Below are 21289 nucleotides of genomic sequence, written 5' to 3' on the forward strand. Positions count from 1 at the left end.
GATATTGATTACAATGGTAAGTTCCGCGCGCGAAACTGCATGCCCTCACAAGGCACGCCAGCCGATATCCCGGCGGCAGAACCCTTCGGGCCAATCCACCCGATCCACCGTGTCATAGGCACGGGCCTGTGCCTCCGCCAACGACACACCGCGCGCCGTGACGTTCAGCACCCGACCCCCGGTCGCAATAATATCGCCCCCCGATTGCCCGGTGCCTGCGTGAAACACCATGTTGGCGCTGTCTTCGGGCAGGGCATCAAGCCCTCCGATCACGCTGCCCTTCTCGTAACTGCCAGGATAGCCATTGGCGGCCATGACCACACAAAGCGCATGATCCTCCGCCCAGTTCACCCGCGCCTCTGCCAGCCGCCCCTCCGCACAGGCCTGTATCAGGTCAAACGCCTGCGCCCCCAGCCGCATCATCAGCACCTGGCACTCCGGATCGCCAAACCGCACGTTGTATTCCACCAGCCGGGGCGCACCGTCCTTGATCATCAACCCGACATAGAGCACGCCCTGATAGGGTGTCCCGCGCTTCGCCATTTCGGCCATGGTCGGTCGCACGATCTCATCCAGCGCGCGCGCTGCCACTGCATCACTGAGCACCGGCGCGGGGGAATACGCCCCCATGCCGCCCGTGTTGGGTCCGGTATCGCCATCGCCCACGCGCTTGTGGTCCTGCGCCGTGCCGATGGGCAGCACGTCCTCCCCGTCACACAGCACGAAAAAGGACGCCTCTTCCCCTTCCATGAATTCCTCGATCACCACTTCCGCGCCAGCGTCGCCAAAGGCACCGTCAAACATCGTATCCACCGCCGCCAGCGCTTCGGCTTGCGTCATGGCAATGATCACGCCCTTGCCCGCGGCCAGCCCGTCCGCCTTGATCACGATCGGCGCGCCATGCGCTTCGACATGCGCCCGCGCCGCAGCGGCATCGGTGAAATGCCCATAGGCGGCCGTGGGCGCGCCAGCCGCATCGCAGATCTCCTTGGTGAACGCCTTGGACGCCTCCAATTGCGCTGCCGCCGCCGAGGGGCCGAACACCTTGAACCCCGCGCCGCGCAGATCGTCGGCCACCCCCGCCGCCAGCGGCGCTTCGGGCCCGATGATCACGAAATCGATGCTGCGCTCTTCGCAGAAATTGACCACCGCAATGCCGTTGAGAATGTCCAGATCGGCACAATCGGCAATTGCCGCGATGCCTGCATTGCCCGGTGCCACCACAAGACGGTCGCACTTGGGGTTCTGCATCACGGCCCAGGCCAGGGCATGTTCGCGCCCACCGCTGCCCAAAATGAGGATGTTCATCGCGCGCTCCCTTGGCCTTCGATGCCCCGCGTTCTAAGCTGCGCGCACGCCAGACACAAGGACACCCCATGGACCTGCTCGACGATCCTGCCCCCGGCTCCAACACGCCGGAATTCACCGTCTCCGAGATTGCCGGAACGGTGAAGAAACTGGTGGAAGCCGAACTCGGTTGGGTCCGGGTCAAGGGCGAAGTGGGCCGGGTGGTGCAGGCCCGTTCGGGGCATCTCTATTTCGATCTCAAGGATGACCGTTCGGTGTTGTCGTGCATGACCTGGAAAGGCCAGATCCCGCAGCTTGGCCTGATCCCCGAAGAAGGCACCGAAGTCGTGGCCGAAGGCAAGATGACCGCCTCTGGCTTTCAGTCCAAATTCGCCCTCAATGCACAGCGTCTGGCCATCGCGGGCGAAGGCGCCCTGATGGCCCTGCTGGAGAAACGCAAGAAGGCGCTGGCGGCCGAAGGCCTGTTCGACGAGGCCCGCAAGAAACCCTTGCCCTACCTGCCAGAGATCATCGGCGTCGTGACGTCGCTGCAAGGGGTGGTGATCCGCGACATCATGCACCGCCTGCGCGACCGTTTCCCGCGCAAGGTTCTGGTCTGGCCGGTGGCGGTGCAGGGGCAGGCCTGCGCGCCCGAAGTGGCCCGCGCCATCGAAGGGTTCAACGCGCTCAGCGCCGGGGGCGCAATGCCGCGCCCCGACTTGATCATCGTCGCACGTGGCGGCGGTTCCGTCGAAGACCTGTGGGGCTTCAACGAAGAGATCGTCGCGCGCGCCGCCGCAGCTTCCGACATTCCGCTGATTTCGGCGGTGGGGCATGAAACGGACACGACGCTGATCGACTTCGCCTCTGACAAACGCGCGCCGACGCCGACGGCGGCGGCCGAACTGGCCGTGCCTGTCCGCCACGAACTCGTTGCCTGGGTCGAAGGGCAAGCCGCCCGGATGAGCCAGCTTGTCAGCCAGGGGATCACCGCACGCGGCCAGCGCCTGCGCGATATGGCACGGGCCTTGCCGCGCGCGGAGGCCCTGTTGGATACGCCGCGCCAGCGGCTTGACCGGGCAACGGATCAACTGGGTCCCGCCCTGATCGCGGGTGTTCAGCGGCGCCGGGTCCGGCTGGCAGACGTCTCGGGCGGATTGCGTGCATCCACCTTGCAGCGGCGGGTGGAGAATGACAGCCGACGGCTGTCGGAACTCTCCGCCCGGCTTGGCCCCGCGCTGGCGCGCGGTGTGGCTGCAAAAAGGGACAGGTACGAAACCCGTGCGCTGGCGTTCCGTCCCGATGCGCTGGTGCAGGACCAGCGCCGCAAAACGCAGGACTTTCAGCGTCTTGCAATGCGTTTTTCAGACGTGGGAAACCGCCAGATCAAGGGTTGGCGCGATCACATCGCATCGCTTGACCGCCTGCGCGAAACGCTCAGCTACAAGGCGACGCTGGCGCGCGGATACGCCGTGGTGCGGGGCGACGGTGCGGTGGTCACCGGGGCCAAGGCCGCAAAGCAGGCACAGGCGCTGGAGATCGAATTTGCCGATGGCAAGGTGAGCCTTGGCGGCAAGGCTGCGACACCCACTAAGGCCAAGGATACCCACAGCGATCAGGGCACCCTCTTTTAACGCAGGGCACCCGGCCCGTCTTCCAAATGGTTCTAAAAACCCCGCCGGAGGCTTGTGGTTTTTCGCCTCGAAAAACCTCAAATCAAATCTAAACGCCGATTTTCGGCCCCAGACAGATCATCTCTTCATCCGTGTCCTGAGCCTCGTACAGCTCTGTTGTTTCGGGGTTGTTCTCAAACCGGGCAATCAGACCCCCGGCGCCCAGCTCAAAGCTCCAGCATTGGGGGTCGGGGTTGTCTTCGTAGACAAAGCAGATCAATCCGTTGTCTTCATACCAGATGCCGTCCTTGCACTGCCCATCCAGGAAGGACCATCGCACCCGGCGGTTTTCCAGATAAAGCTCGACCCCGTAGGCACTGCCGTTTCGGCCATAAAACAGCGTCTTGCCAAGGGTGTAGGCGTCGAATTGCTCTGCCGTCATGGTCGACTGCGCCTGCGCGGGCAGGCCATGGCCGAAAAAAAGAGCCACACAGAAAACAAGGGATCGCATCAACATGCGCAAAGACTGCCACGCCCATGCGGCAGAGACCAGCGTGCTTGTGACCTTCACGCGGGGTTCTGCCAGCGCGCCACACGCTGGTCCATGACCCTGCGCCACAGGGGCGGGATCAGGGCCACAACCGCCATCACCGGCAGGGAATGGGGCAGCATCGGCATTGTCCGCGCATCCAGCGCAAGCGCGGGAAAGGCCGTTGCGGGGCGCATGTGATGGTCCGAATGGCGCGGTGCATTCAGCATCATCGCCGCCGAATACCATTTTGGAGCGTTCCAGCTATGGGCCGGGCCGACCGGTTCGGGTTTGCCATTGGGCTGCATCCGCCGCCGCAGGCCATAGTGCTGCACGTAATCCGACAGCAACAGTTGCAACTGCGCATAGGCCGCGATGCCGATGTGGATCAGCACCCCCTTCAGTCCCGCAAAGCCATAGGACAACGCCAGAAATCCCAGACCGCCCAGCACATACCCGATGTAGGGGTGGCTGAGTGCGCTGCGCGACGCGGCCCGCGCCCGCTGCGCGTTTTCCGCGCGAAGGCCCGCGATGAATTCACCACGCACCGCCCGCGCGCAATAGGCCCAGAACCCTTCGCCCGCCCGCGCCGAATTGGGATCGGCGTCCGTCGCGGCATGGACATGGTGCACCCGCAGATGGCCCGACACATGGTGCCCGTGCAGCACAGAGGTATAGATCAGCGCCCCCAGACGGCGCAGCGGGCGCGCCTGCGCGTGGATCAACTCATGCGCGTTGGAGTTTGAAATCTGGCCGAAAAACAGCCCCAGCCCGGTGAAAATCAGCACCTTGTCCAGCACACCCAGATGCGGGCCCGCCGCCAGCGCCCAGATGCCCAGTGCGAGCAGGGGAAAATGCACCGCCGCCAGCGTCAGGCTGACCGCGCGCCCGTCCGCCTCGGACACGGGCAGTTGCCGGGTCAGTTTGTCGGCAAAAAACACCACCACCGTGATCGACAGCACAGCGGCTGGCGGAAACACTCCGCCCCACAGGCAGGCAAACGCCAAAAGCGCGGCAGGTGTCAGGCTGGCGATAGCGTACCACAGCATGTGCAGGTTCTCTTATCGGGTCACAAGTTTCATATCGGCGAAATCGGGCAAGACAAAGATCACATCGTGACGCAGTCCCCGCGCAAAGGGGGGATAATCTGTCGTTTTTTGTCTGCTGAACAGGGCTAGTTTTGATAGGTAGGGGCACGCAGACGCAAAGGAGCGGCACATGGCGCTGGATGGTCGGACAAAATCAGGTGGGAATGCACCCGGCAAGGGTGTGTGGAAATCCGGCAAGGGCAAGGGCCGCCACCACACAAAGGGCCGCCAGTTGGAAGATCAGGCGTGGTCCGAAGTTACAGCGCTGCTGGGCGAACGGCCTCGCCGTGCTGACCTGCTGATCGAATTCCTGCATCTCATTCAGGACTGCTTTGGCTGTTTGTCCGCCGCCCACCTGCGTGCGCTGGCCGAGGAAATGCGCATGTCCATGGCCGAGGTTTACGAGGTTGCGACCTTCTATGCCCATTTCGACGTGGTGAAAGAGGGCGAATCCCCGCCACCCGCGCTGACCATCCGCGTTTGCGACAGCCTGTCGTGCGAATTGGCCGGTGCGCAGCAATTGAAAAAGGCGCTCGAAGACGGGCTGGACGCAGCGCAAGTTCGCGTGCTGCGTGCGCCCTGCATGGGCCGCTGCGATACCGCGCCCGTGCTGGAGCTGGGCCACAAGCACATTGATCACGCCGATGTGGATAAGGTGAAGGCGGCGATTGCAGCGAACGACACCCATGCGGTGATCCCTGACTATCAGACCTTTGCCGATTACGCTGCCGAAGGCGGCTATGCCGCGTTCAAGGACCTGAGGGAGAATGGCAACTGGGAAGAGGTGCAGGAAAAGGTCCTGTCCTCCGGCCTGCGCGGGTTGGGCGGGGCGGGGTTCCCGTCGGGCAAGAAGTGGGGTTTCGTGCGCGCCAATCCGGGGCCACGCTACCTTGCCGTCAATGGTGACGAGGGGGAGCCAGGCACGTTCAAGGACCGCTATTACCTTGAACGCGTGCCGCACCTGTTCCTCGAAGGCATGTTGATCGCCGCCTGGGCGGTGGAGGCGGAGACCTGCTTCATCTACATGCGCGACGAATATCCTGCCGTGCTGCATATTCTGGCCGAAGAAATTGCCGCACTCGAAGCGGCGGGTGTGGTCGACAAGGGCTACATCGAACTGCGGCGCGGGGCGGGTGCCTACATCTGCGGTGAAGAATCTGCAATGATCGAAAGCATCGAAGGCAAGCGTGGGATGCCGCGCCACCGCCCGCCCTTCGTGGCGCAGGTGGGTGTCTTTGGTCAGCCGACATTGGTGCATAATATCGAGACATTGCATTGGGTTACTCGGATCTGTCGGGAAGGGCCGGAGGTCTTGTCCGGCACCGAGAAGAATGGGCGCAAAGGACTGCGCAGCTATTCCGTGTCGGGCCGCGTTGCCAATCCGGGTGTCTACCTGCTGCCTGCAGGCTCCACCATCACCGATATCATCGACGCCTGTGGCGGCATGGCCGACGGCCATGTGTTCAAGGCATATCAACCCGGCGGGCCGTCCTCTGGCCTGTTGCCTGCGTCCATGGACGATGTTCCGCTGGATTTCGACACGCTCCAGCCGCATGGCAGCTTTATCGGGTCTGCCGCCGTGGTGGTCCTGTCGGAGACAGACAGCGCCCGCGCTGCCGCGCTGAACATGCTGCGGTTCTTTGAGGACGAAAGCTGTGGCCAGTGCACGCCTTGCCGCGTGGGCTGCGAGAAGGCCGTGAAGCTGATGCAGGCGGATCATTGGGATCAGCCGCTGCTTGAGGAACTGTCGGTTGCGATGGTCGATGCCTCCATCTGCGGGCTGGGTCAGGCAGCGCCGAACCCCATCCGCATGGTGATGAAGCATTTCGCGGATGAGATCTGAGCGCCCGCGCGCTCTTCCATCTGACCGCGCCAGCTTATACATCGGGTTGAAGACCTGAATTCACTGGCGCGGAGACCCCCCTTTGGCATTTTTCAAGAAGCTCAAAGAGCGGCTGTTCAAATCCTCATCCAAGATCGATGAGGGGCTGGAGGCCATCGTCAGCGATGGCGGTGAGGAAGAAGCGGTTGTCGTAGACACAAGCGCGGAGGATACCGAGGCAGAGCGGATTGCGGCGCAGGAACGTGAAGCCGAAACCGCGCGTCTGGGGGCAGAGGAAGAGGCCCGGCAAGCGGCGGAGCGCGACGCGCAGGCAAAAGCCGAAGAAGCCGCCCGCATCGCCGCGGAAGAAGCCGCAGCGGTGGAAGCCGCGCGTGTTGCGGCAGAGGAAGCTGCGGCTGCGGAAGCTGCGCGCATTGCCGCGGCTGAAGAAGCCGCTGCCGAGGCCGCGCGTGTTGCAGCAGAAGAAGAAGCTGCCCGCCGCGCCGCAGAAGAAGCCGCCGCCGCCGAAGCCACCCGCCGCCGCGCCGCAGAGGAAGCCGCCGCACAGGAAGCCCGCCTAGCCGACGCCCGCGCCGCCGCCGCAGATGAAGCCGCGCGACAGGAGGCCGAAGCCGCCGCCGCCCGCGCCGCTGAAGAGGCCCGCCTTGCGGCAGAGGCCGAAGCCGCCGCGCAGGCCGAAGCCGACCGTATCGCCGCCGCGCATGAAGCGGCGCGTGTGGCCGCAGCACAAAAGGCGCAGGAGGAGGCGGAAAGACGTGCAGCGGAAGAAGCCGCGCAGGCTGAGGCCGCAAAACAGGCGCGGCTGACAGCGGAACGTGAAGCGGCAGAGGCGGCACGCTTGCAGGCAGAGCGTGAGGCGGAAGAAGCCGCGCAGGCGCAGGCAGCCCACGCCGCCGAAGAAGCTGCGCAGGCGCAGGCAGCGCGCGCCGCCGAAGAAGCCGCACGGGCACAGAGCGTGCCGGAACCGATAGCACCCGCGCCCCTGCGCACCACTTTGACGCCCGTGGCACCGTCCCTGACGGAAGACGAAGACACGTCAGAACCCGAAAAGAAGCCCGGCCTGCTGGGCCGCCTGATGGGCCGCACAGCCCCAAAGACCGTGGTGCGCCGCACGCTGGACGATGACATGCTGGAGCAGCTCGAAGAACTGCTCATCACCGCCGACATGGGGGTCGATACGGCCCTGCGGGTCACCGCGAACATGGCCGAGGGACGTTTGGGCAAGAAACTGTCGGTGGCCGAAATCAAGACGCTGATGGCCGACGAAGTCGCGCGCATCATGGAACCCGTAGCGCGCCCGCTGCCGCTTTTCCCCAAGACGCCGCAGGTGGTGCTGGTCGTCGGCGTGAACGGATCGGGCAAGACCACCACCATCGGCAAGCTGGCCAGCCAGTTCCGCGCAGCGGGCAAGAAGGTGGTGATCGCTGCCGGCGACACCTTTCGTGCGGCGGCAGTGGAGCAATTGCAAGTCTGGGGTGACCGCGCAGGCGTGCCGGTTCTGACCGCCGCGCAAGGCAGTGATCCGGCCAGCCTTGCCTTTAATGCGATGACGCAGGCACAGGCCGATGGCGCGGACCTGTTGCTGATCGACACCGCGGGCCGGTTGCAGAACCGGGGCGACCTGATGGAGGAACTGGCCAAGATCGTCCGCGTCATCCGCAAGAAGGACGAAACCGCGCCGCACAACACGCTCTTGGTGCTGGACGCGACGACCGGGCAGAACGCGCTGAACCAGGTGAAGGTGTTTCAGGAAATCTCGGACGTGTCGGGGCTGGTGATGACCAAGCTGGACGGCACCGCCAAGGGCGGGGTGCTGGTGGCGCTGGCAGACAAATTCGGCCTGCCCATCCATGCCATCGGCGTGGGCGAACAGATCGACGATCTGTCCCCCTTCGATCCCGAGGAATTCGCGGACGCGCTGGTGGGCCACGAAAGGTGAGCAACGACAGCCATCCGGTTTTCGCGCAAGCCCCGCAACCCGGAACCGTCACGTTGTCCACCGGGACAGCGCCGACGCCATACACCGTGACTGCCGGGCATGGATTGATCATCGTGGGCCATTGCAGCGCCGGTGCGCTGGCCGCTGCATTCGACGGACAGGATGTCTTTCCGGTGCTGACCGAGGGCGGGCAGGGCGTTCTTGTGGTCTTTGTCTGCGACTTTGCCGAAGCCAGCCACGGCCCGCATCTGGAATTTCACGTCACCGCGCTGGCCGCACCGGTGCCGGGTGCCACGGTCCCGCAGGATCGCGCGGCAGCGCTGAGTGCGCTTGCGACGCAAGCTGACTGGGGCGTCCTCAGCCTGCATCTGTGGAACGATACGCCCGACGTGGTCGCCTACAACAGCGAATATCTGGGGCTGAACGCGCGGCGCTGCACGGGCTTTGTGAAGGTTATGCAGGCACATTTGGATTTCAGCTTTGAAGATCAGGACGGCACGGCGCTGAGCTCGGGCAAGCTGCGCCTGAACCGGCGTTCCGATGCGGGGCTGATGGGCCGGGTGCTGCGCCATCTGGGGTGGCGGGGGCTGTGGGATGCCATCCGCAGACGACCCGCACGCGCACATGTGATCAATCCCAAGTCCCGCGTGATGGACCGCAACGGGCGGGCACTGACCCTGACCGCGCCGGACAAGATGATCGTGACCGGTTTCGACGCGGCGCATGACCGGCTGGAGGTGTCGGGTGGCATCCTCGGCAGATATGGGTTCAAGCCTCTGATATTTGAACATCTCTGGCCCTTCCGCTTTGTCTACGTCCACCCCGATGACGCCTGACCGATCGTGACCGACTGGCTGATCTCCATCGAAGGGACAGAGACGGGGCATAGCGTTGCTCTTGGTCTGGCGCTGATGGCGGCGTTCCTGCACGCGGTCTTCGGGGCGCTGCAGAAGGGGCGGCATGATCCGTGGCTGACACGCGGTGCGATCGATTTTGCCTATTGCGTCATGGCGGCCCCTTTCGCGCTGTTCGTCGTGCCCTGGCCCGAACCGCACATGTGGGTGATCTTTGCGGGCGCTTTCGTGATCCACATCGTCTACAAATGCCTGCAGGCCTGGGCATACACCAAAGGCGCCTACACGGTGGTCTACCCGGTGGTGCGCGGGACCGGGCCGCTTTTTGCGGTGATCGGCGCCTACCTGATCTTTGATGAACGGTTCACGGGCGTGCAATGGCTGGGCGTCGCGGTTTTGCTGGCAGGGATCTTTGGGCTGGCGATCTACAACATGGTGTTTCTGACGGCGGAGCGGGACACGCTGCACGCCGCACTGGGCATTGCGGTGCTTACGGGGCTCTTTGTGGCGCTTTACACCACCTATGACGCCTACGGCATCCGTGCGACGCAGAACCCTTTCACCTTTCTGGCGTGGTTTTTCATGATCGACGGGCTGGTCATGCCGTTTATCGCCGCCGCGCGCTGGCGCGCGATGGCCGATCCACCCGCCATCGGTCCCCTGATGTCACGGGGGTTCGTGGGCGGGATCGTGGCCTTTCTCAGCTTCGGGGCGATCATGATGGCCACGCGCCTTGATAAGGTCGGCGAAGCGGCGGTCCTGCGCGAAACCTCGACCGTGTTTGCCGCCCTGATCGGCTGGATTTTCCTGAAAGAGACCGTGGGGCCGCGACGTTTGGCCCTGATGGCATTGATCGCGGCGGGCGCTGTGATAGTTGAAGTTGGTGGATAAAGGAGTGTCCCTGCATGGCTGAGCCCAAAACGATCAATCCGATCCTCAAGCAGGTGCTTGAACTGGGTCCACCGCTGCTGTTCTTCGTGATCTACCTGCGTATCCGCGACGATGTTTTCACCTGGGGCGGGGTGGAGTACAGCGGCTTTATCGTGGCCACGCTGATCTTCGTGCCGATCCTGCTGATCGCCATGGGCATCCTCTGGGCGCTGACCGGGCAACTCAGCCGGTTGCAGATCTTCACGGCTTTCATGGTGATCTTTTTCGGCGGGCTGACCGCGTGGTTCAACGATGAGAAGTTCTTCAAGATGAAGACCACCATTGTCTATGGCTTTTTCGCGCTGATCCTTGGTATCGGACTGGCGCGGGGGTGCAGCTATCTGGCGTATGTGATGTCTGAAATGATCCCGATGACCGATCAGGGCTGGATGGTGCTGACCCGGCGGTTGACGGTGTTCTTTGTGGTGCTGGCGGTGGGCAACGAAGTGGTCTGGCGCACCATGTCCACCGATGCCTGGGTCAAGATCGAGACTTTCGGCTTTCCGATCCTGATGTTCCTGTTCCTGTGGTCGCAGATCGTCGCGCTTGAGAAATATACCCTCGCCGACGAAGAGAAATAGCGCTCAGTTCGGGGGGGCGTTGGTTCTGGGTGCTCTGGACCCGGGGACGGGCTCCGGCAACGGTTCTTGCCGAATGGTGTTGGCAAGGTTCGGTCGCCAGACGGCGGAATTGGGGGCAACCGAATGGGCCACCTTGCGCGCCAGGTCAAGGGAAAGCACCGATTCCAGCGCCAGTTTGAACCGCACCGACCGTTCTGACGCGGCGGTCAGGTTGCTGTTTGTCCATTCCAGCACCTCCGAGCCTGCCGCCAGCGTTGTCGTGGCGGATGCGGGACTGCCGGTCAGAAAGGCGACTTCACCTACAAAGACCCCTTTGGGCACATTGAAACAATCGCCCTTCTTGTTGATGTAGGTCTGACCGGAAATCACGTAATACAGCCGGTCCAGCGGCAGCCCTTCCTGGGTCAGGATCTTGTCTTCTTCCACGAAGTACCTGTTCGCGTGGCGCATCAGCGTGCGAAAATCGCCCGGTTTCATATCGCCGAAATGGTCAAAGATGTCCGCATGTTTGCGCGGAATGGCCAGCCGCGACCGGCCTGCCAGCAAGACCGCCAGACCATAGATGTTGGCACATCCGATCAGGATGGAAATAAACATCGCCTCCCAAAGCGGGGTATCGGCGACGGTGGCGTAATACAGCGAATAAAAGCCGGTGCCGGTCAAAACCATAAGCCGAAGGATGACCTGATTGATGATCAGCAACCCGAGTATGTAGAAGACACCCGCCAGATAAACCAGCGTTTCAGGTGTCATAAGAACGTCAACCAAAATGCCCCCTAATGCGAAGCGTTAACTTGTTAGTCTGCAAACACTGCGCTGAAATTGCGCGTGCGTAAAGAATTGGCTGCTGTTTTGACTTATTTTCGTTTGAAAAGCTGGTTTTGCGCACCCTTGTCCTTGGCAATGTCCCCGCGTTTTTCGGCATGCAGCGCCCGCCCGCGCTGCACGCCGGGGCGCGCACCCATCGTGTCCAGCCAGCGCGCCATGTGCGGTTTGTCCTCCAGCGTCTGCTGCTGGCCCTCCCACAGCGACGCCCATCCCCAAATCGCGAAATCCGCTATTGAGATGTGGTTTCCGGCCACGAATTCCGCCTGCGCAAGCTGCCTGTCAAGGACGCCGTAAAGCCGCGCGGTCTCATTGCGGTAGCGGTCCTTGGCGTAGGGAATGTCATTCGGGGGATCCATGTTCGGCGCGTATTTCAGGAAATGATGCGCCTGACCCGCCATCGGGCCAAGACCGCCCATCTGCCACATCAGCCATTCCTCCACCGCGATGCGCTCACGCTCGGTTCCGCCGTAAAAGCGACCGGTCTTGCGCGCCAGGTATTGCAGGATCGCCCCCGATTCGAAGATCGAGATCGGCGCCCCATCCGGACCCTCGGGGTCGATGATCGCGGGCATGCGGTTGTTCGGCGCAATCTTCAGGAAATCCGGCGCAAACTGATCCCCCGCGCCGATGTCGATCAGGTGGGTTTCATAGGGCAGCCCCATTTCCTCCAGCGCGATGGAGATTTTCCATCCGTTGGGGGTGGGCCAGAAGTAGAGGTCGATGGGGGCGGTCATGGCGGTCTCCTTGCTTGCGGGGGTAGTGTGACAGGTATGCTGGAGGTGTGAAGGGGGGATGCAGCCTCCCGCTTGGGAGGCGTTCAAGGGCGGCAACGCGGACTTTGTCGCCATCCGCTTTCTATCGAAACGGTAGACGTGCATTGCCAGACCGCGGGGTGGCGATCCAACGTGCGTTCGGGGCAGTTTATGGTTCCAAGTTATTGCTTCAAAAGATGGATGCGCAGGGGGCAGCCAAATCGCCAGCCCGGTGGGGCGGTCTGGCGATGCACGGCGGGCTACGCCCTTGATTCCGTGCTGGTGGATCAAATTGGGGCCCGTATTGATTACAGAGCGGAAGGCCTACGGAGACGGTTAGGCTTCAGTGCTCCTGGAAGCAGGCCAAAGACCGGATTGCGGACAAAGCTGCCGTTTGACCTTCGGCTTGATATGTCCGCATTCATCTGAAACCCTCGCGTTGCCAACATTCGAGTATGAGAGGTCTAGTGACTTTAACATCAGAAGATAGAGCCGATTTAATGGCGTTGGAAGAAGCGCTTTGGCGGGCCGAAACACGCTTCGATCCGGTTCTAATGGATCAAACATTTTCTTCGAACTTCGTGGAATTTGGCAGGTCAGGGCGCAGATATGAGCGGGCGGAAATGCTATTCGATCCCGATCAAAATACTGAAATCAAAGCATTATTACCTCTACCAGACTACTCAGTGGAGTTAATCGCTGCTGATGTAGCCCTTGCGACTTATACGAGTGAGGTAAAATACGGCGATGAAGTCGAAGTCGGACGCCGCTCGTCGCTGTGGGTCAAAGTCGGCGGTTGCTGGCAACTGCGGTTTCATCAAGGAACACCTTGCTAACGGGTATTCGCCGCATGTCGCCCAATCGTAACAGCGGTCCTTCGCGCAGAGTGCAGCATCGGTTATTTCGGGCTCAAACCCGACCTTCGCCGCGTTCCGCATCAAGGACTGATCTTGCCCATGACGCAGATTCATCGCCAGCGGCTCGATTTCTTCTGTTGAGCGGCACTCTTGCACGAACCAGTCCGCGATCTGTTGGCATACGGTCCGACACGCAGAAGGCAACGCCCCCAACCCCTTGACCAAAACCCCCACCAAGCGTATCTCCGTCGCGTGGTGATTTGTTACCGGATTGCGGGCCACGTTAAACAATCTGCTAAAAGGTCAGGATGAAAGCCCCCTTTCGCTTGACCGCGTTTGGGGTTTTTTTTGTGGCTCGGGGGCAGGGCCGTTGGAATGGAACAATGAGCAAAGACTGGCAAAAAGGCACCCGCGCGGTGCATGCGGGCACCCGGCGCAGCCAATATGGCGAGGTGTCCGAGGCGATCTTCATGACGCAGGGCTTTGTCTATGACACCGCCGAACAGGCCGAGACCCGGTTTGAAGCCTGCGGCGATGATGAATTCATCTATGCCCGCTATGGCAATCCGACCGTCAAGATGTTCGAGGACCGCATCGCCGCACTCGAAGGCACCGAAGACGCTTTTGCCACCGCGTCCGGCATGGCGGCGGTCAATGGTGCGCTGATGTCGCTGTTGAAAGCGGGCGATCACGTGGTGTCTTCGCGCGCGCTTTTCGGGTCGTGCCTGTATATCGCGGAGGAAATCCTGCCGCGCTTCGGGGTCGAGGTGACCTTTGTCGATGGCAGTGACCTGGCCCAATGGGAGGCGGCGATCCGTCCGGATACCAGCGCGGTGTTCTTTGAATCCCTGTCCAACCCCGCGCTGGAACTGGTTGATATCGAAGCGGTTTGCGCGCTGGCCCATGCCAAGGGCGCAGTGGCGGTGTGTGACAATGTCTTTGCCACGCCGGTCTACTCCAACGCCGTCGCGCAAGGCGCTGATATCGTGATCTATTCCACCACCAAGCACATCGACGGGCAAGGCCGCGCGCTGGGTGGGGTGATCCTTGGGACGCGGGAGATGATCCGCAATACGGTCGAGCCTTATATGAAGCACACCGGCGGGTCGATGAGCCCGTTCACCGCCTGGATCATGCTGAAGGGGCTGGAGACGATGCGCCTGCGCGTGCGGGAACAATCGGCAACGGCGCTGCGGCTGGCGCGCGCATTGGAGGGGCATGAAAACCTGAGCCGCGTCATCTATCCCGGTCTGCCCAGCCATCCGCAGCATGATCTGGCCCTGCGCCAGATGGGCGATGGCGGCACGATGCTGGCGATTGAGGTGGCGGGCGGCAAGGAGGCGGCCTATCGCTTTCTCAATGCCTGCAAGGTGGCAATCATCTCCAACAATCTGGGGGATGCCAAGACCATCCTGACGCCGCCTGCCTTCACCACCCATCAGCGGCTGCCGCAGGATCAGAAGGATGCATTGGGGATTACACCCGGTTTGGTGCGCATTTCCGTCGGTCTGGAAGACGCAGGTGATCTGGAAGAGGATTTCATGCAGGCATTATCACACTGAATGTGTCGCATTTGCATGGGGTTAGGATGGCACTTTTGGGGTATGTCATATCTTAATTGGTAATCCGGGACGCATACCCTAAATATACCCTGCGCACCGGAGAAGGGGGCCAAACCCATGAATGCAATCACTTCTGTCGAAAAAGCACCTGAGCGGTCAGAGGCCGAACAAGCCCTCGCCACACTCAAGGCATGGGCCGCCGGCGCTTCGGCGGCCGAGATTGAAGGGTTGGACCCGGCCGTTACGCGATTGCTGGCGCAGGACGCCGCATACCCGGATTTCAAACGGACGTACCCGGATGATTTCGCCGTGGGCGAAACCTACAAGGCGACGCTGCCGGACCTGCAAAATGGTCCCTCCAGCCTGATCCGGGGGGCCAAGGCACAGATCCAACATGTCGGGATATCGAATTTCCGCCTGCCCATCCGCTTTCACACCCGCGACAACGGCGATCTCAGCCTTGAGACGTCGATCACCGGTTCCGTCAGCCTGGAGGCGGAGAAGAAGGGCATCAACATGTCCCGCATCATGCGCAGCTTTTACAAGCATGCGGAACGGACGTTCAGCTTTGACGTGATCGAAGCGGCGCTGGATGACTACAAGGCTGATCTGGAAAGCATGGATGCGCGTATACAGATGCGGTTTTCCTTTCCGATGAAAATCGAAAGCCTGCGGTCGGGCCTGTCGGGGTACCAGTATTACGATGTGGCCCTCGAACTGGTGGAAAAGGCCGGGGTGCGCCAGCGCATGATCCACCTTGACTATGTGTATTCCAGCACCTGCCCCTGTTCGCTGGAACTCTCTGAGCACGCCCGCGCCACCCGTGGGCAGTTGGCGACACCACATTCGCAACGCTCGGTCGCTCGGATTTCCGCGGTCATGGACGACAAACACAACTGCCTGTGGTTCGAGGACCTGATCGAAGCCTGCCGCCGGGCCGTGCCGACGGAGACGCAGGTCATGGTCAAACGCGAGGACGAACAGGCTTTTGCGGAGTTGAACGCCGCCAACCCGATCTTTGTCGAAGACGCGGCACGCCTGTTCTGTGAACAGTTGCAGGCCGAAGCGCGGATCAAGGATTTCCGCGTGATCGCCAGCCATCAGGAAAGCCTGCACAGCCATGATGCGATTTCCATGCTGACCGAAGGTCCGACCTTCGAGATGGCCAGCATTGATCCGCGTCTGTTCAGCACCTTGTTCCACGTCGGCTGAACGCACCATTTCTCCTCGGAACGGCAAGGCCGGGCAGGGATGCCCGGCCTTTGTCGTATTACCACCCGGTCTTCAGGTCTGCATGCGGTGGGTCGCGGGTATGCAGATTTGGCGGTACTGATCCGGCCCGGCGGGTCCTATCTAGCGGGGTGAAAGCAAATGACCCTCAAGGAAAACCAATGGGATATCAAGCTACTGCAACCCGCACCGCGGGATTTGAGACAACCCGGCACCTGCTGCACCGTCTCGGCCACGGTTTTGGCGCCTTCGGAAGGGCGCTGATGGAGAACTGCGACGGGAACCGCCGATTGCGGCAGGTTCAGGCGTTGCAGGCAAAAACAGATGCCGAACTGGCTGCGCTGAACATTGACCGCGACAGGATCGTCGAACGCGTCTTTGGCCAGACATTCTGACTAGATCCATTAGAACGACACCGGGGGGCCACGTCGGTCCGCCGGTGTCCGCTTGACACTGCCGAGCCCCCGCGCCAACGCTGAGCCATGATTGATTTGCGCCCGGTTGGATATGTGATTGGCCTGCTGGTGGCCGTGCTGGGCGTTGCGATGATCCTGCCCCTGCTGGTCGACATCGCAGAGGGGCGCGGCCATTGGCCCGTATTTGCCGAATCCGCCGTAATCACCATCATGGCCGGTGGCCTGATCGCGCTGGCCTGCGCCAACGGCGTGCGCGAGGGGTTGACCATCCAACAGACATTCCTGCTGACAACCGGGGTCTGGGCCTTGCTGCCGGTATTTGGTGCCATACCCTTCATGTTGGGGGAGACCGGGTCCAGCTTTACCGACGCGGTGTTCGAGGCGACGTCGGGCCTGACGACAACGGGTTCCACGGTGCTGTCAGGGCTGGATGATCTGCCCAAGGGCCTGCTGCTGTGGCGGGGCGTGCTGCAATGGCTGGGCGGCATCGGCATCATCGTCGTGGCGATGGTGTTCCTGCCGGAGCTCAAAGTAGGCGGCATGCAGATATTTAAATCAGAAGGCTTTGATACCTTTGGTAAAATCCTGCCGCGCGCGGGTCAGATCGCCAGCCAGATTTCCGTCATCTATCTGTGGCTGACGATCACCTGTGTGCTCAGCTATCTTGCGCTCGGCATGAATGCCTTTGACGCCACGGTGCATGCGCTGACGACAATCTCAACTGGTGGATTTTCCAACTACGATGCGTCCTTTGCGACCTTTTCGGGGCCCAAGGAATACGTGGCGACGCTTTACATGATCCTCGCGGCGCTGCCCTTCGTGCGCTATGTGCAACTAGTCAACGGCAATACGATGGCGCTGCATAAAGATCCGCAAATCCGCGGGTTTCTGGCGACCATCGCAGTGCTGGTGCTGATCATCTTCGTGCTTTTGCAGAATACCTCCGCCCACCCTTGGGAACGCAGCCTGCGCGAGGCGCTTTTCAACATCACCTCGATCATCTCGGGAACGGGGTATGCATCGGTGGACTACATGCAGTGGGGGGCATTCGCGGTCGCGCTGTTCTTCTTCATCGGATTGATTGGCGGCTGCGCGGGGTCCACCACCTGTTCGGTCAAGATTTTCCGGTATCAGCTTCTGTTTGCATCCATTCGCGCCCAATTGCGCCGTATCCGGTCGCCGCACGGGATCTTCACGCCGCGTTATGACGGGCGGCCCGTGGGCAATGATGTGCTCAGCTCGGTGATGTCGTTCTTCATGTTCTTCGTGGTGACACTGGGGCTGGTGGCGGTCGCGCTGTCGATGACGGGGCTGGATTTCGTGACGTCGGTTTCGGGCGCGGGTGCTGCACTGGCCAACATCGGCCCCGGTCTGGGTGATATCATCGGGCCCGCTGGCAACTTCGGCAGCCTGAATGACACGGCCAAGTGGATCCTAACTACCGCGATGCTGCTGGGGCGGCTTGAACTGCTGGTCGTCTACGTCTTCTTCACCGTGAATTTCTGGAGGGCCTGATGGCTGATCGGCAGATGCGTCCCTTGGGCGCGCAAATCTCCCACATGCTCAAGGATCGCGGGGTCGATGTGATCTTTGGCATTCCGGGCGTGCATAATCAGGAGATGTATCGCGGGATCGAGGAGGCAGGCATCACGCACGTGCTGGCGCGCCACGAACAGGGTGCGGGGTTTATGGCGGATGGTTACGCGCGGGCGTCGGGCAAGGTCGGCGTGGCTTACGTGATCACCGGGCCGGGGCTATGCAACATCATGACGCCGATGGGGCAGGCGTATTCGGATAGCGTGCCGATGCTGGTGATTTCCTCGTGTCTGGATGAGACGGCGGCGACACGCGGGCAATTGCACCAGATGAAGGACCAGCAGGCGGCGGCGGAGACGGTGTGTGATTGGTCTGAGGAGGCGCGCACGCCGGAGGCGGCCTATACTCTCATCAACCGCGCCTTCATGGAGTTTCACACCCTGCGCGCGCGGCCCAAGCACATCCAGGTGCCGATTGCGCAATTGCAAGCACCGGCTGCGCCGCAAAACAGGTCTGACATGGGGCTCAGCGATGGTGTCGAACAGATCGATGCGATGCTCGCACCGGTAATTTCGCATATGATCCGGCGCGCAAAACGCCCCTTGTTCGTCTTCGGGGGCGGCGCGCGAGACGCTGCACCGGACATTCGTGCGTTTCTTGAAATCTGCCCGGTGCCCGTGTTCACGACCTATGCGGGGCGGGGGGTCGTACCACCAGGCTATCCTTGGCTGTTCGGCAGCTACCTGGCCCGGCCAGACAGTGCCACGATCTTTGCCCAGGCTGATCTTGTAATCGCTGTCGGCACCGAACTGGCAGAGGTCGATTTGTGGCGCGACCAGCTTGGACAGGCGGCGAAACTGGTGCGGATCGATATCGACCCAGAAGCTCTGTCGGGCAGCGCCGGCAATACGCATCGCTTCAAGGCTGCGGCCCATACCGTCTTTCGTGTGCTGAAAGAGGAGCGGGACATGCCCGGCGCTTTCGCGTGGACCGTGGACCAGATCACCACAACCCGCGCCCGCTGGCGCACTGAGACAGACGCCGAACGCCCCGGCATCGTCCCCCTCTGCGACGCCCTGCGCGCCGCCGTCCCATCCGACACCATGATCTACTCCGACATGACCCAATTCGCCTATGTCGCCAAAGAGGTCTGGGACATGGACCACCCCGGCCACTGGCACCACCCCTACGGTTTCGGCACGCTGGGCTACGCCACACCCGCCGCCATCGGCGGTGCCGTCGCGCGCCCCGGTCAGCCGACAATGGCGATCATCGGGGATTATGGCTTTCACTACACCATGGCAGAGTTGGGTGTGGCGGTGGAGCTGGGCCTGCCGATCCCCATCATCCTGTGGGACAACGGCAAGCTGAAAGAGATCGAGGACAGCATGACCCGCGCCCAGATCGCGCCGAATGCCGTCATTGCCCGCAACCCGGATTTCGTGAAACTGGCCGAAGCCTTTGGGGCACGTGCCACCGCGCCGGGGACAATTGCCCAGATGCAGGAAGACGTCAAAACAGCGTTCAAGGCGGATCGCCCCACGCTGATCTACATCACGCCAAACCTCACCGCCTAGCGTCAATTTCTTTCAAAGAGTTTCAAAGAAAAGAGAATGCCCCGGTGGGGCATTTTCCCGAAGAAACGGACGGAAATTTTCAAAATTTCCGCAACGCGCTCACTCCCAACAACTGACCAGCACCGTCATCCCCTGCGCCGCCCGCGTCAGATCACGCGGCGCAATGGTGCCGGTGCTGTCTGCCGCCGCCAGGGTGATCCCGGCCTGTGTTGCCACATCTGCGATCGTGGCGCTGTCCAGCGCAAAGCTGACATCGCGGGGCAGTTGTGGCCCGTCCGCACGCGGCGACAGCAGCATGCCCATGACGTTGCCGCTGGCATCGAACACGGGTCCGCCCGCATCCCCCGGTTGGGCGCTTAGCGCAAGACGGTTGACCTCTTCCTCGCCCTGCAACCCGCGCACATCGGCCAGCGTCCCGAAGGTCAGGGTGGCCGCGCTCAGCACGCCCTCATAGGAAAAGCCCGCGACCGAAACCTCCGACTGCAAACGCGGCGTCCCCAGCGCAAAGCGCGCGACGTCAAGCGGCGCCAGCGGGCTGCGTGGCCTGAGGATCGCGATTCCCTTGCCCGCGTCCGCTGCCAGCACCTCCACTTCGGTATCCCCGTCCACGGTCACCCGGTCGCAACTGTTGACCGCCTCTGCCGTGGTCGCCACCACGCCTGAGCGGTCGATGAAAAAGCCCGAGCGCGCGATCTTCGGGCGGCGGATTTGCAAGCCCGCCACCAGGTCGATCGACTGCGTTTCTGTATCGCCCGCCGCCGCATCCAGCACGCCGGGCAAGCGGGTAAAGCTTTTGGACATTTCCGCAATCACCCGGCGGCGGCGTTCTTCGTCCCCCGCAGGCCAGATCAGCGTGAACCCCTTGATCTGCCCCCCTTCCAGCGACACCTGGGTCTGGCTGATGATTTTGCCGTTTTCACCGATCAATTCAAACGACGTGTTGTTGCGCTGGCGCGGCCCATCCAGCGGCACGATTTCCAGCGTCTGCATGATGTCGTAAAGCCCGAACAGCGTGTCCTGATCCCCGGCCTGGGAGATCAGCAAGACCCGCGCGCCGATGTCGCCCGTGGTGTTGTACTGTGCGAAAGGTGGCTCGTACTTCACGAAACCCACTTCAGCGGTCGGCAGGATCATCTCGATCCCCGCGGCTTCGTCCCGGACCAATTGCAGGCCCAATCCATCCAGCACAGCGTTGTACTGTTTGAGCAATGCGGCCCGCTGCAGCGTCGTCAGAACCCCCGTGACCTCATATCCGTTGGCTTCCTGCCACGCGGCCATCGAATTGCGGGTGCCACGCCCGAAAGCGCCATCAATCGCAGCGTTGTAAAACCCTGCCCATTGCAGCGCGATCTGCAAGGCGCGCCGGTCTTCCCCGGTCAATGTCCGCTCGCTGCGGCGTGCTTCTGACGGGGTTTCATCGGCGGGTTCGGGTGTCGGTGCCTCTGCAACGGGGGCCACTTCTGTGGGGGCTGGTTGAACGGGGGTGTCATCAACCTGCGGGGCAGGGGTTACCGTTTCGGGCAGGGCGATTGCGCCCCGGTTCAGGATATTGGCCCCAATCGGCCAGAACTGCTGCTCCAGACGCCGCGAGAACTGGATGAAGCTGTCGCCCGGCACCAGTCCTTCGCGCACATAGGTGCGCAGCACCTGCTGGGCGTCCGCCCGTGTGTATGGTCCCACGGTAATCGCGTACCAGCCGCCGCCCAGCGAAAACCCGTTTACGTCTTCCAGCAGTGTGGCATAGGCGCGCGCCCGGTCGGTCGCCGCTGCCAGCGACGGTTGCGCTTCGATCTGGACCCAGACGACCTCCTCGCTCTGGGCCTGCGTGGCGGAGGGAAGGACCATCGGGGCGGAAAGGATCATGAAG

Annotated in this window: 18 protein-coding genes and 1 riboswitch; of the genes, 12 read left to right on the forward strand and 6 right to left on the reverse strand. The window is 62.2% G+C overall.

Annotation, left to right across the window (positions count from 1 at the left end):
• Nucleotides 1-45: 45 nt before the first annotated feature.
• Entirely contained in the window at nucleotides 46-1308 is a 1263-nt protein-coding gene (gene purD, locus AB4X18_RS15490) for a phosphoribosylamine--glycine ligase (RefSeq protein WP_370400938.1), read from the reverse strand.
• 68 nt (nucleotides 1309-1376) lie between these two features.
• Between purD and xseA the strand changes: the two genes are divergently transcribed.
• Nucleotides 1377-2921: an exodeoxyribonuclease VII large subunit gene (gene xseA, locus AB4X18_RS15495; RefSeq protein WP_370400939.1), complete on the forward strand. Its 1545-nt coding sequence runs from the start codon at nucleotides 1377-1379 to the stop codon at nucleotides 2919-2921.
• A gap of 88 nt (nucleotides 2922-3009) precedes the next feature.
• Here the strand turns inward: xseA and AB4X18_RS15500 are convergent, their stop codons facing one another.
• Together AB4X18_RS15500 and AB4X18_RS15505 are read right to left on the reverse strand one after the other, a co-directional pair.
• Nucleotides 3010-3417 carry a hypothetical protein gene (locus AB4X18_RS15500; RefSeq protein WP_432817428.1) on the reverse strand — a complete coding sequence of 136 codons (408 nt, stop codon included), beginning with the start codon at nucleotides 3415-3417 and terminating at the stop codon, nucleotides 3010-3012.
• A gap of 50 nt (nucleotides 3418-3467) precedes the next feature.
• Complete coding sequence (locus AB4X18_RS15505) at nucleotides 3468-4478, reverse strand: alkane 1-monooxygenase (RefSeq protein ID WP_370400941.1); 1011 nt, start codon at nucleotides 4476-4478, stop codon at nucleotides 3468-3470.
• 169 nt (nucleotides 4479-4647) lie between these two features.
• On the opposite strand from AB4X18_RS15505, the gene AB4X18_RS15510 reads away from it, so the two are divergent.
• The 5 genes from AB4X18_RS15510 to AB4X18_RS15530 all read left to right on the forward strand — a co-directional run bounded on the left by AB4X18_RS15510 (nucleotide 4648) and on the right by AB4X18_RS15530 (nucleotide 10664).
• Nucleotides 4648-6360, forward strand: coding sequence for an NAD(P)H-dependent oxidoreductase subunit E (locus tag AB4X18_RS15510; RefSeq protein WP_370400942.1), 1713 nt, complete (start codon nucleotides 4648-4650; stop codon nucleotides 6358-6360).
• Nucleotides 6361-7048: 688 nt separating this feature from the next.
• Nucleotides 7049-8299 carry a signal recognition particle-docking protein FtsY gene (ftsY, locus tag AB4X18_RS15515; protein ID WP_370402644.1) on the forward strand — a complete coding sequence of 417 codons (1251 nt, stop codon included), beginning with the start codon at nucleotides 7049-7051 and terminating at the stop codon, nucleotides 8297-8299.
• Entirely contained in the window at nucleotides 8296-9135 is an 840-nt protein-coding gene (locus tag AB4X18_RS15520; protein WP_370400943.1) for a hypothetical protein, read from the forward strand. Before ftsY ends, AB4X18_RS15520 begins: the two co-directional genes overlap by 4 nt.
• 6 nt (nucleotides 9136-9141) lie before the next feature.
• Nucleotides 9142-10044: an EamA family transporter gene (locus AB4X18_RS15525; RefSeq protein ID WP_370400944.1), complete on the forward strand. Its 903-nt coding sequence runs from the start codon at nucleotides 9142-9144 to the stop codon at nucleotides 10042-10044.
• 14 nt (nucleotides 10045-10058) lie between these two features.
• Entirely contained in the window at nucleotides 10059-10664 is a 606-nt protein-coding gene (locus AB4X18_RS15530; RefSeq protein ID WP_370400945.1) for an inner membrane-spanning protein YciB, read from the forward strand.
• Nucleotides 10665-10667: 3 nt separating this feature from the next.
• Here AB4X18_RS15530 and AB4X18_RS15535 read toward each other — a convergent pair whose 3' ends face one another.
• Both AB4X18_RS15535 and AB4X18_RS15540 read right to left on the reverse strand, forming a co-directional pair.
• Nucleotides 10668-11432, reverse strand: a complete 765-nt coding sequence (locus tag AB4X18_RS15535) for a cyclic nucleotide-binding domain-containing protein (protein WP_432816773.1) — start codon at nucleotides 11430-11432, stop codon at nucleotides 10668-10670.
• A gap of 89 nt (nucleotides 11433-11521) precedes the next feature.
• Nucleotides 11522-12226 carry a glutathione S-transferase N-terminal domain-containing protein gene (locus AB4X18_RS15540; RefSeq protein WP_370400946.1) on the reverse strand — a complete coding sequence of 235 codons (705 nt, stop codon included), beginning with the start codon at nucleotides 12224-12226 and terminating at the stop codon, nucleotides 11522-11524.
• A 485-nt stretch (nucleotides 12227-12711) separates the two neighbouring features.
• Here AB4X18_RS15540 and AB4X18_RS15545 point away from each other — a divergent pair, with 485 nt between their 5' ends.
• The 6 genes from AB4X18_RS15545 (at nucleotide 12712) to AB4X18_RS15570 (ending at nucleotide 19422) form a co-directional block, all read left to right on the forward strand.
• Nucleotides 12712-13080 carry a DUF4440 domain-containing protein gene (locus AB4X18_RS15545; RefSeq protein ID WP_370400947.1) on the forward strand — a complete coding sequence of 123 codons (369 nt, stop codon included), beginning with the start codon at nucleotides 12712-12714 and terminating at the stop codon, nucleotides 13078-13080.
• Nucleotides 13081-13343: 263 nt separating this feature from the next.
• Nucleotides 13344-13420, forward strand: a riboswitch (SAM riboswitch).
• Nucleotides 13421-13484: 64 nt separating this feature from the next.
• A complete protein-coding gene (gene metZ / locus AB4X18_RS15550; RefSeq protein ID WP_370400948.1) occupies nucleotides 13485-14663 on the forward strand; it encodes an O-succinylhomoserine sulfhydrylase in 1179 nt (392 codons plus the stop codon).
• A 117-nt stretch (nucleotides 14664-14780) separates the two neighbouring features.
• Complete coding sequence (folE2, locus tag AB4X18_RS15555; RefSeq protein WP_432816774.1) at nucleotides 14781-15875, forward strand: GTP cyclohydrolase FolE2; 1095 nt, start codon at nucleotides 14781-14783, stop codon at nucleotides 15873-15875.
• Nucleotides 15876-16054: 179 nt separating this feature from the next.
• Nucleotides 16055-16288, forward strand: coding sequence for a hypothetical protein (locus tag AB4X18_RS15560; RefSeq protein WP_370400950.1), 234 nt, complete (start codon nucleotides 16055-16057; stop codon nucleotides 16286-16288).
• An 87-nt stretch (nucleotides 16289-16375) separates the two neighbouring features.
• Entirely contained in the window at nucleotides 16376-17824 is a 1449-nt protein-coding gene (locus AB4X18_RS15565) for a TrkH family potassium uptake protein (protein WP_370400951.1), read from the forward strand.
• Nucleotides 17824-19422 (forward strand): thiamine pyrophosphate-binding protein, encoded by a 1599-nt coding sequence (locus AB4X18_RS15570; RefSeq protein ID WP_370400952.1) that lies wholly within the window; start codon nucleotides 17824-17826, stop codon nucleotides 19420-19422. The genes AB4X18_RS15565 and AB4X18_RS15570 overlap by 1 nt, the downstream gene beginning before the upstream one ends.
• A 99-nt stretch (nucleotides 19423-19521) precedes the next feature.
• On the opposite strand, the gene AB4X18_RS15575 is transcribed toward AB4X18_RS15570, so the two are convergent.
• Nucleotides 19522-21285 (reverse strand): serine protease, encoded by a 1764-nt coding sequence (locus AB4X18_RS15575; RefSeq protein ID WP_370400953.1) that lies wholly within the window; start codon nucleotides 21283-21285, stop codon nucleotides 19522-19524.
• Between the last annotated feature and the right edge of the window lie 4 nt (nucleotides 21286-21289).

The organism is Sulfitobacter rhodophyticola, assembly GCF_041281685.2.
GTDB lineage: Bacteria > Pseudomonadota > Alphaproteobacteria > Rhodobacterales > Rhodobacteraceae > Sulfitobacter.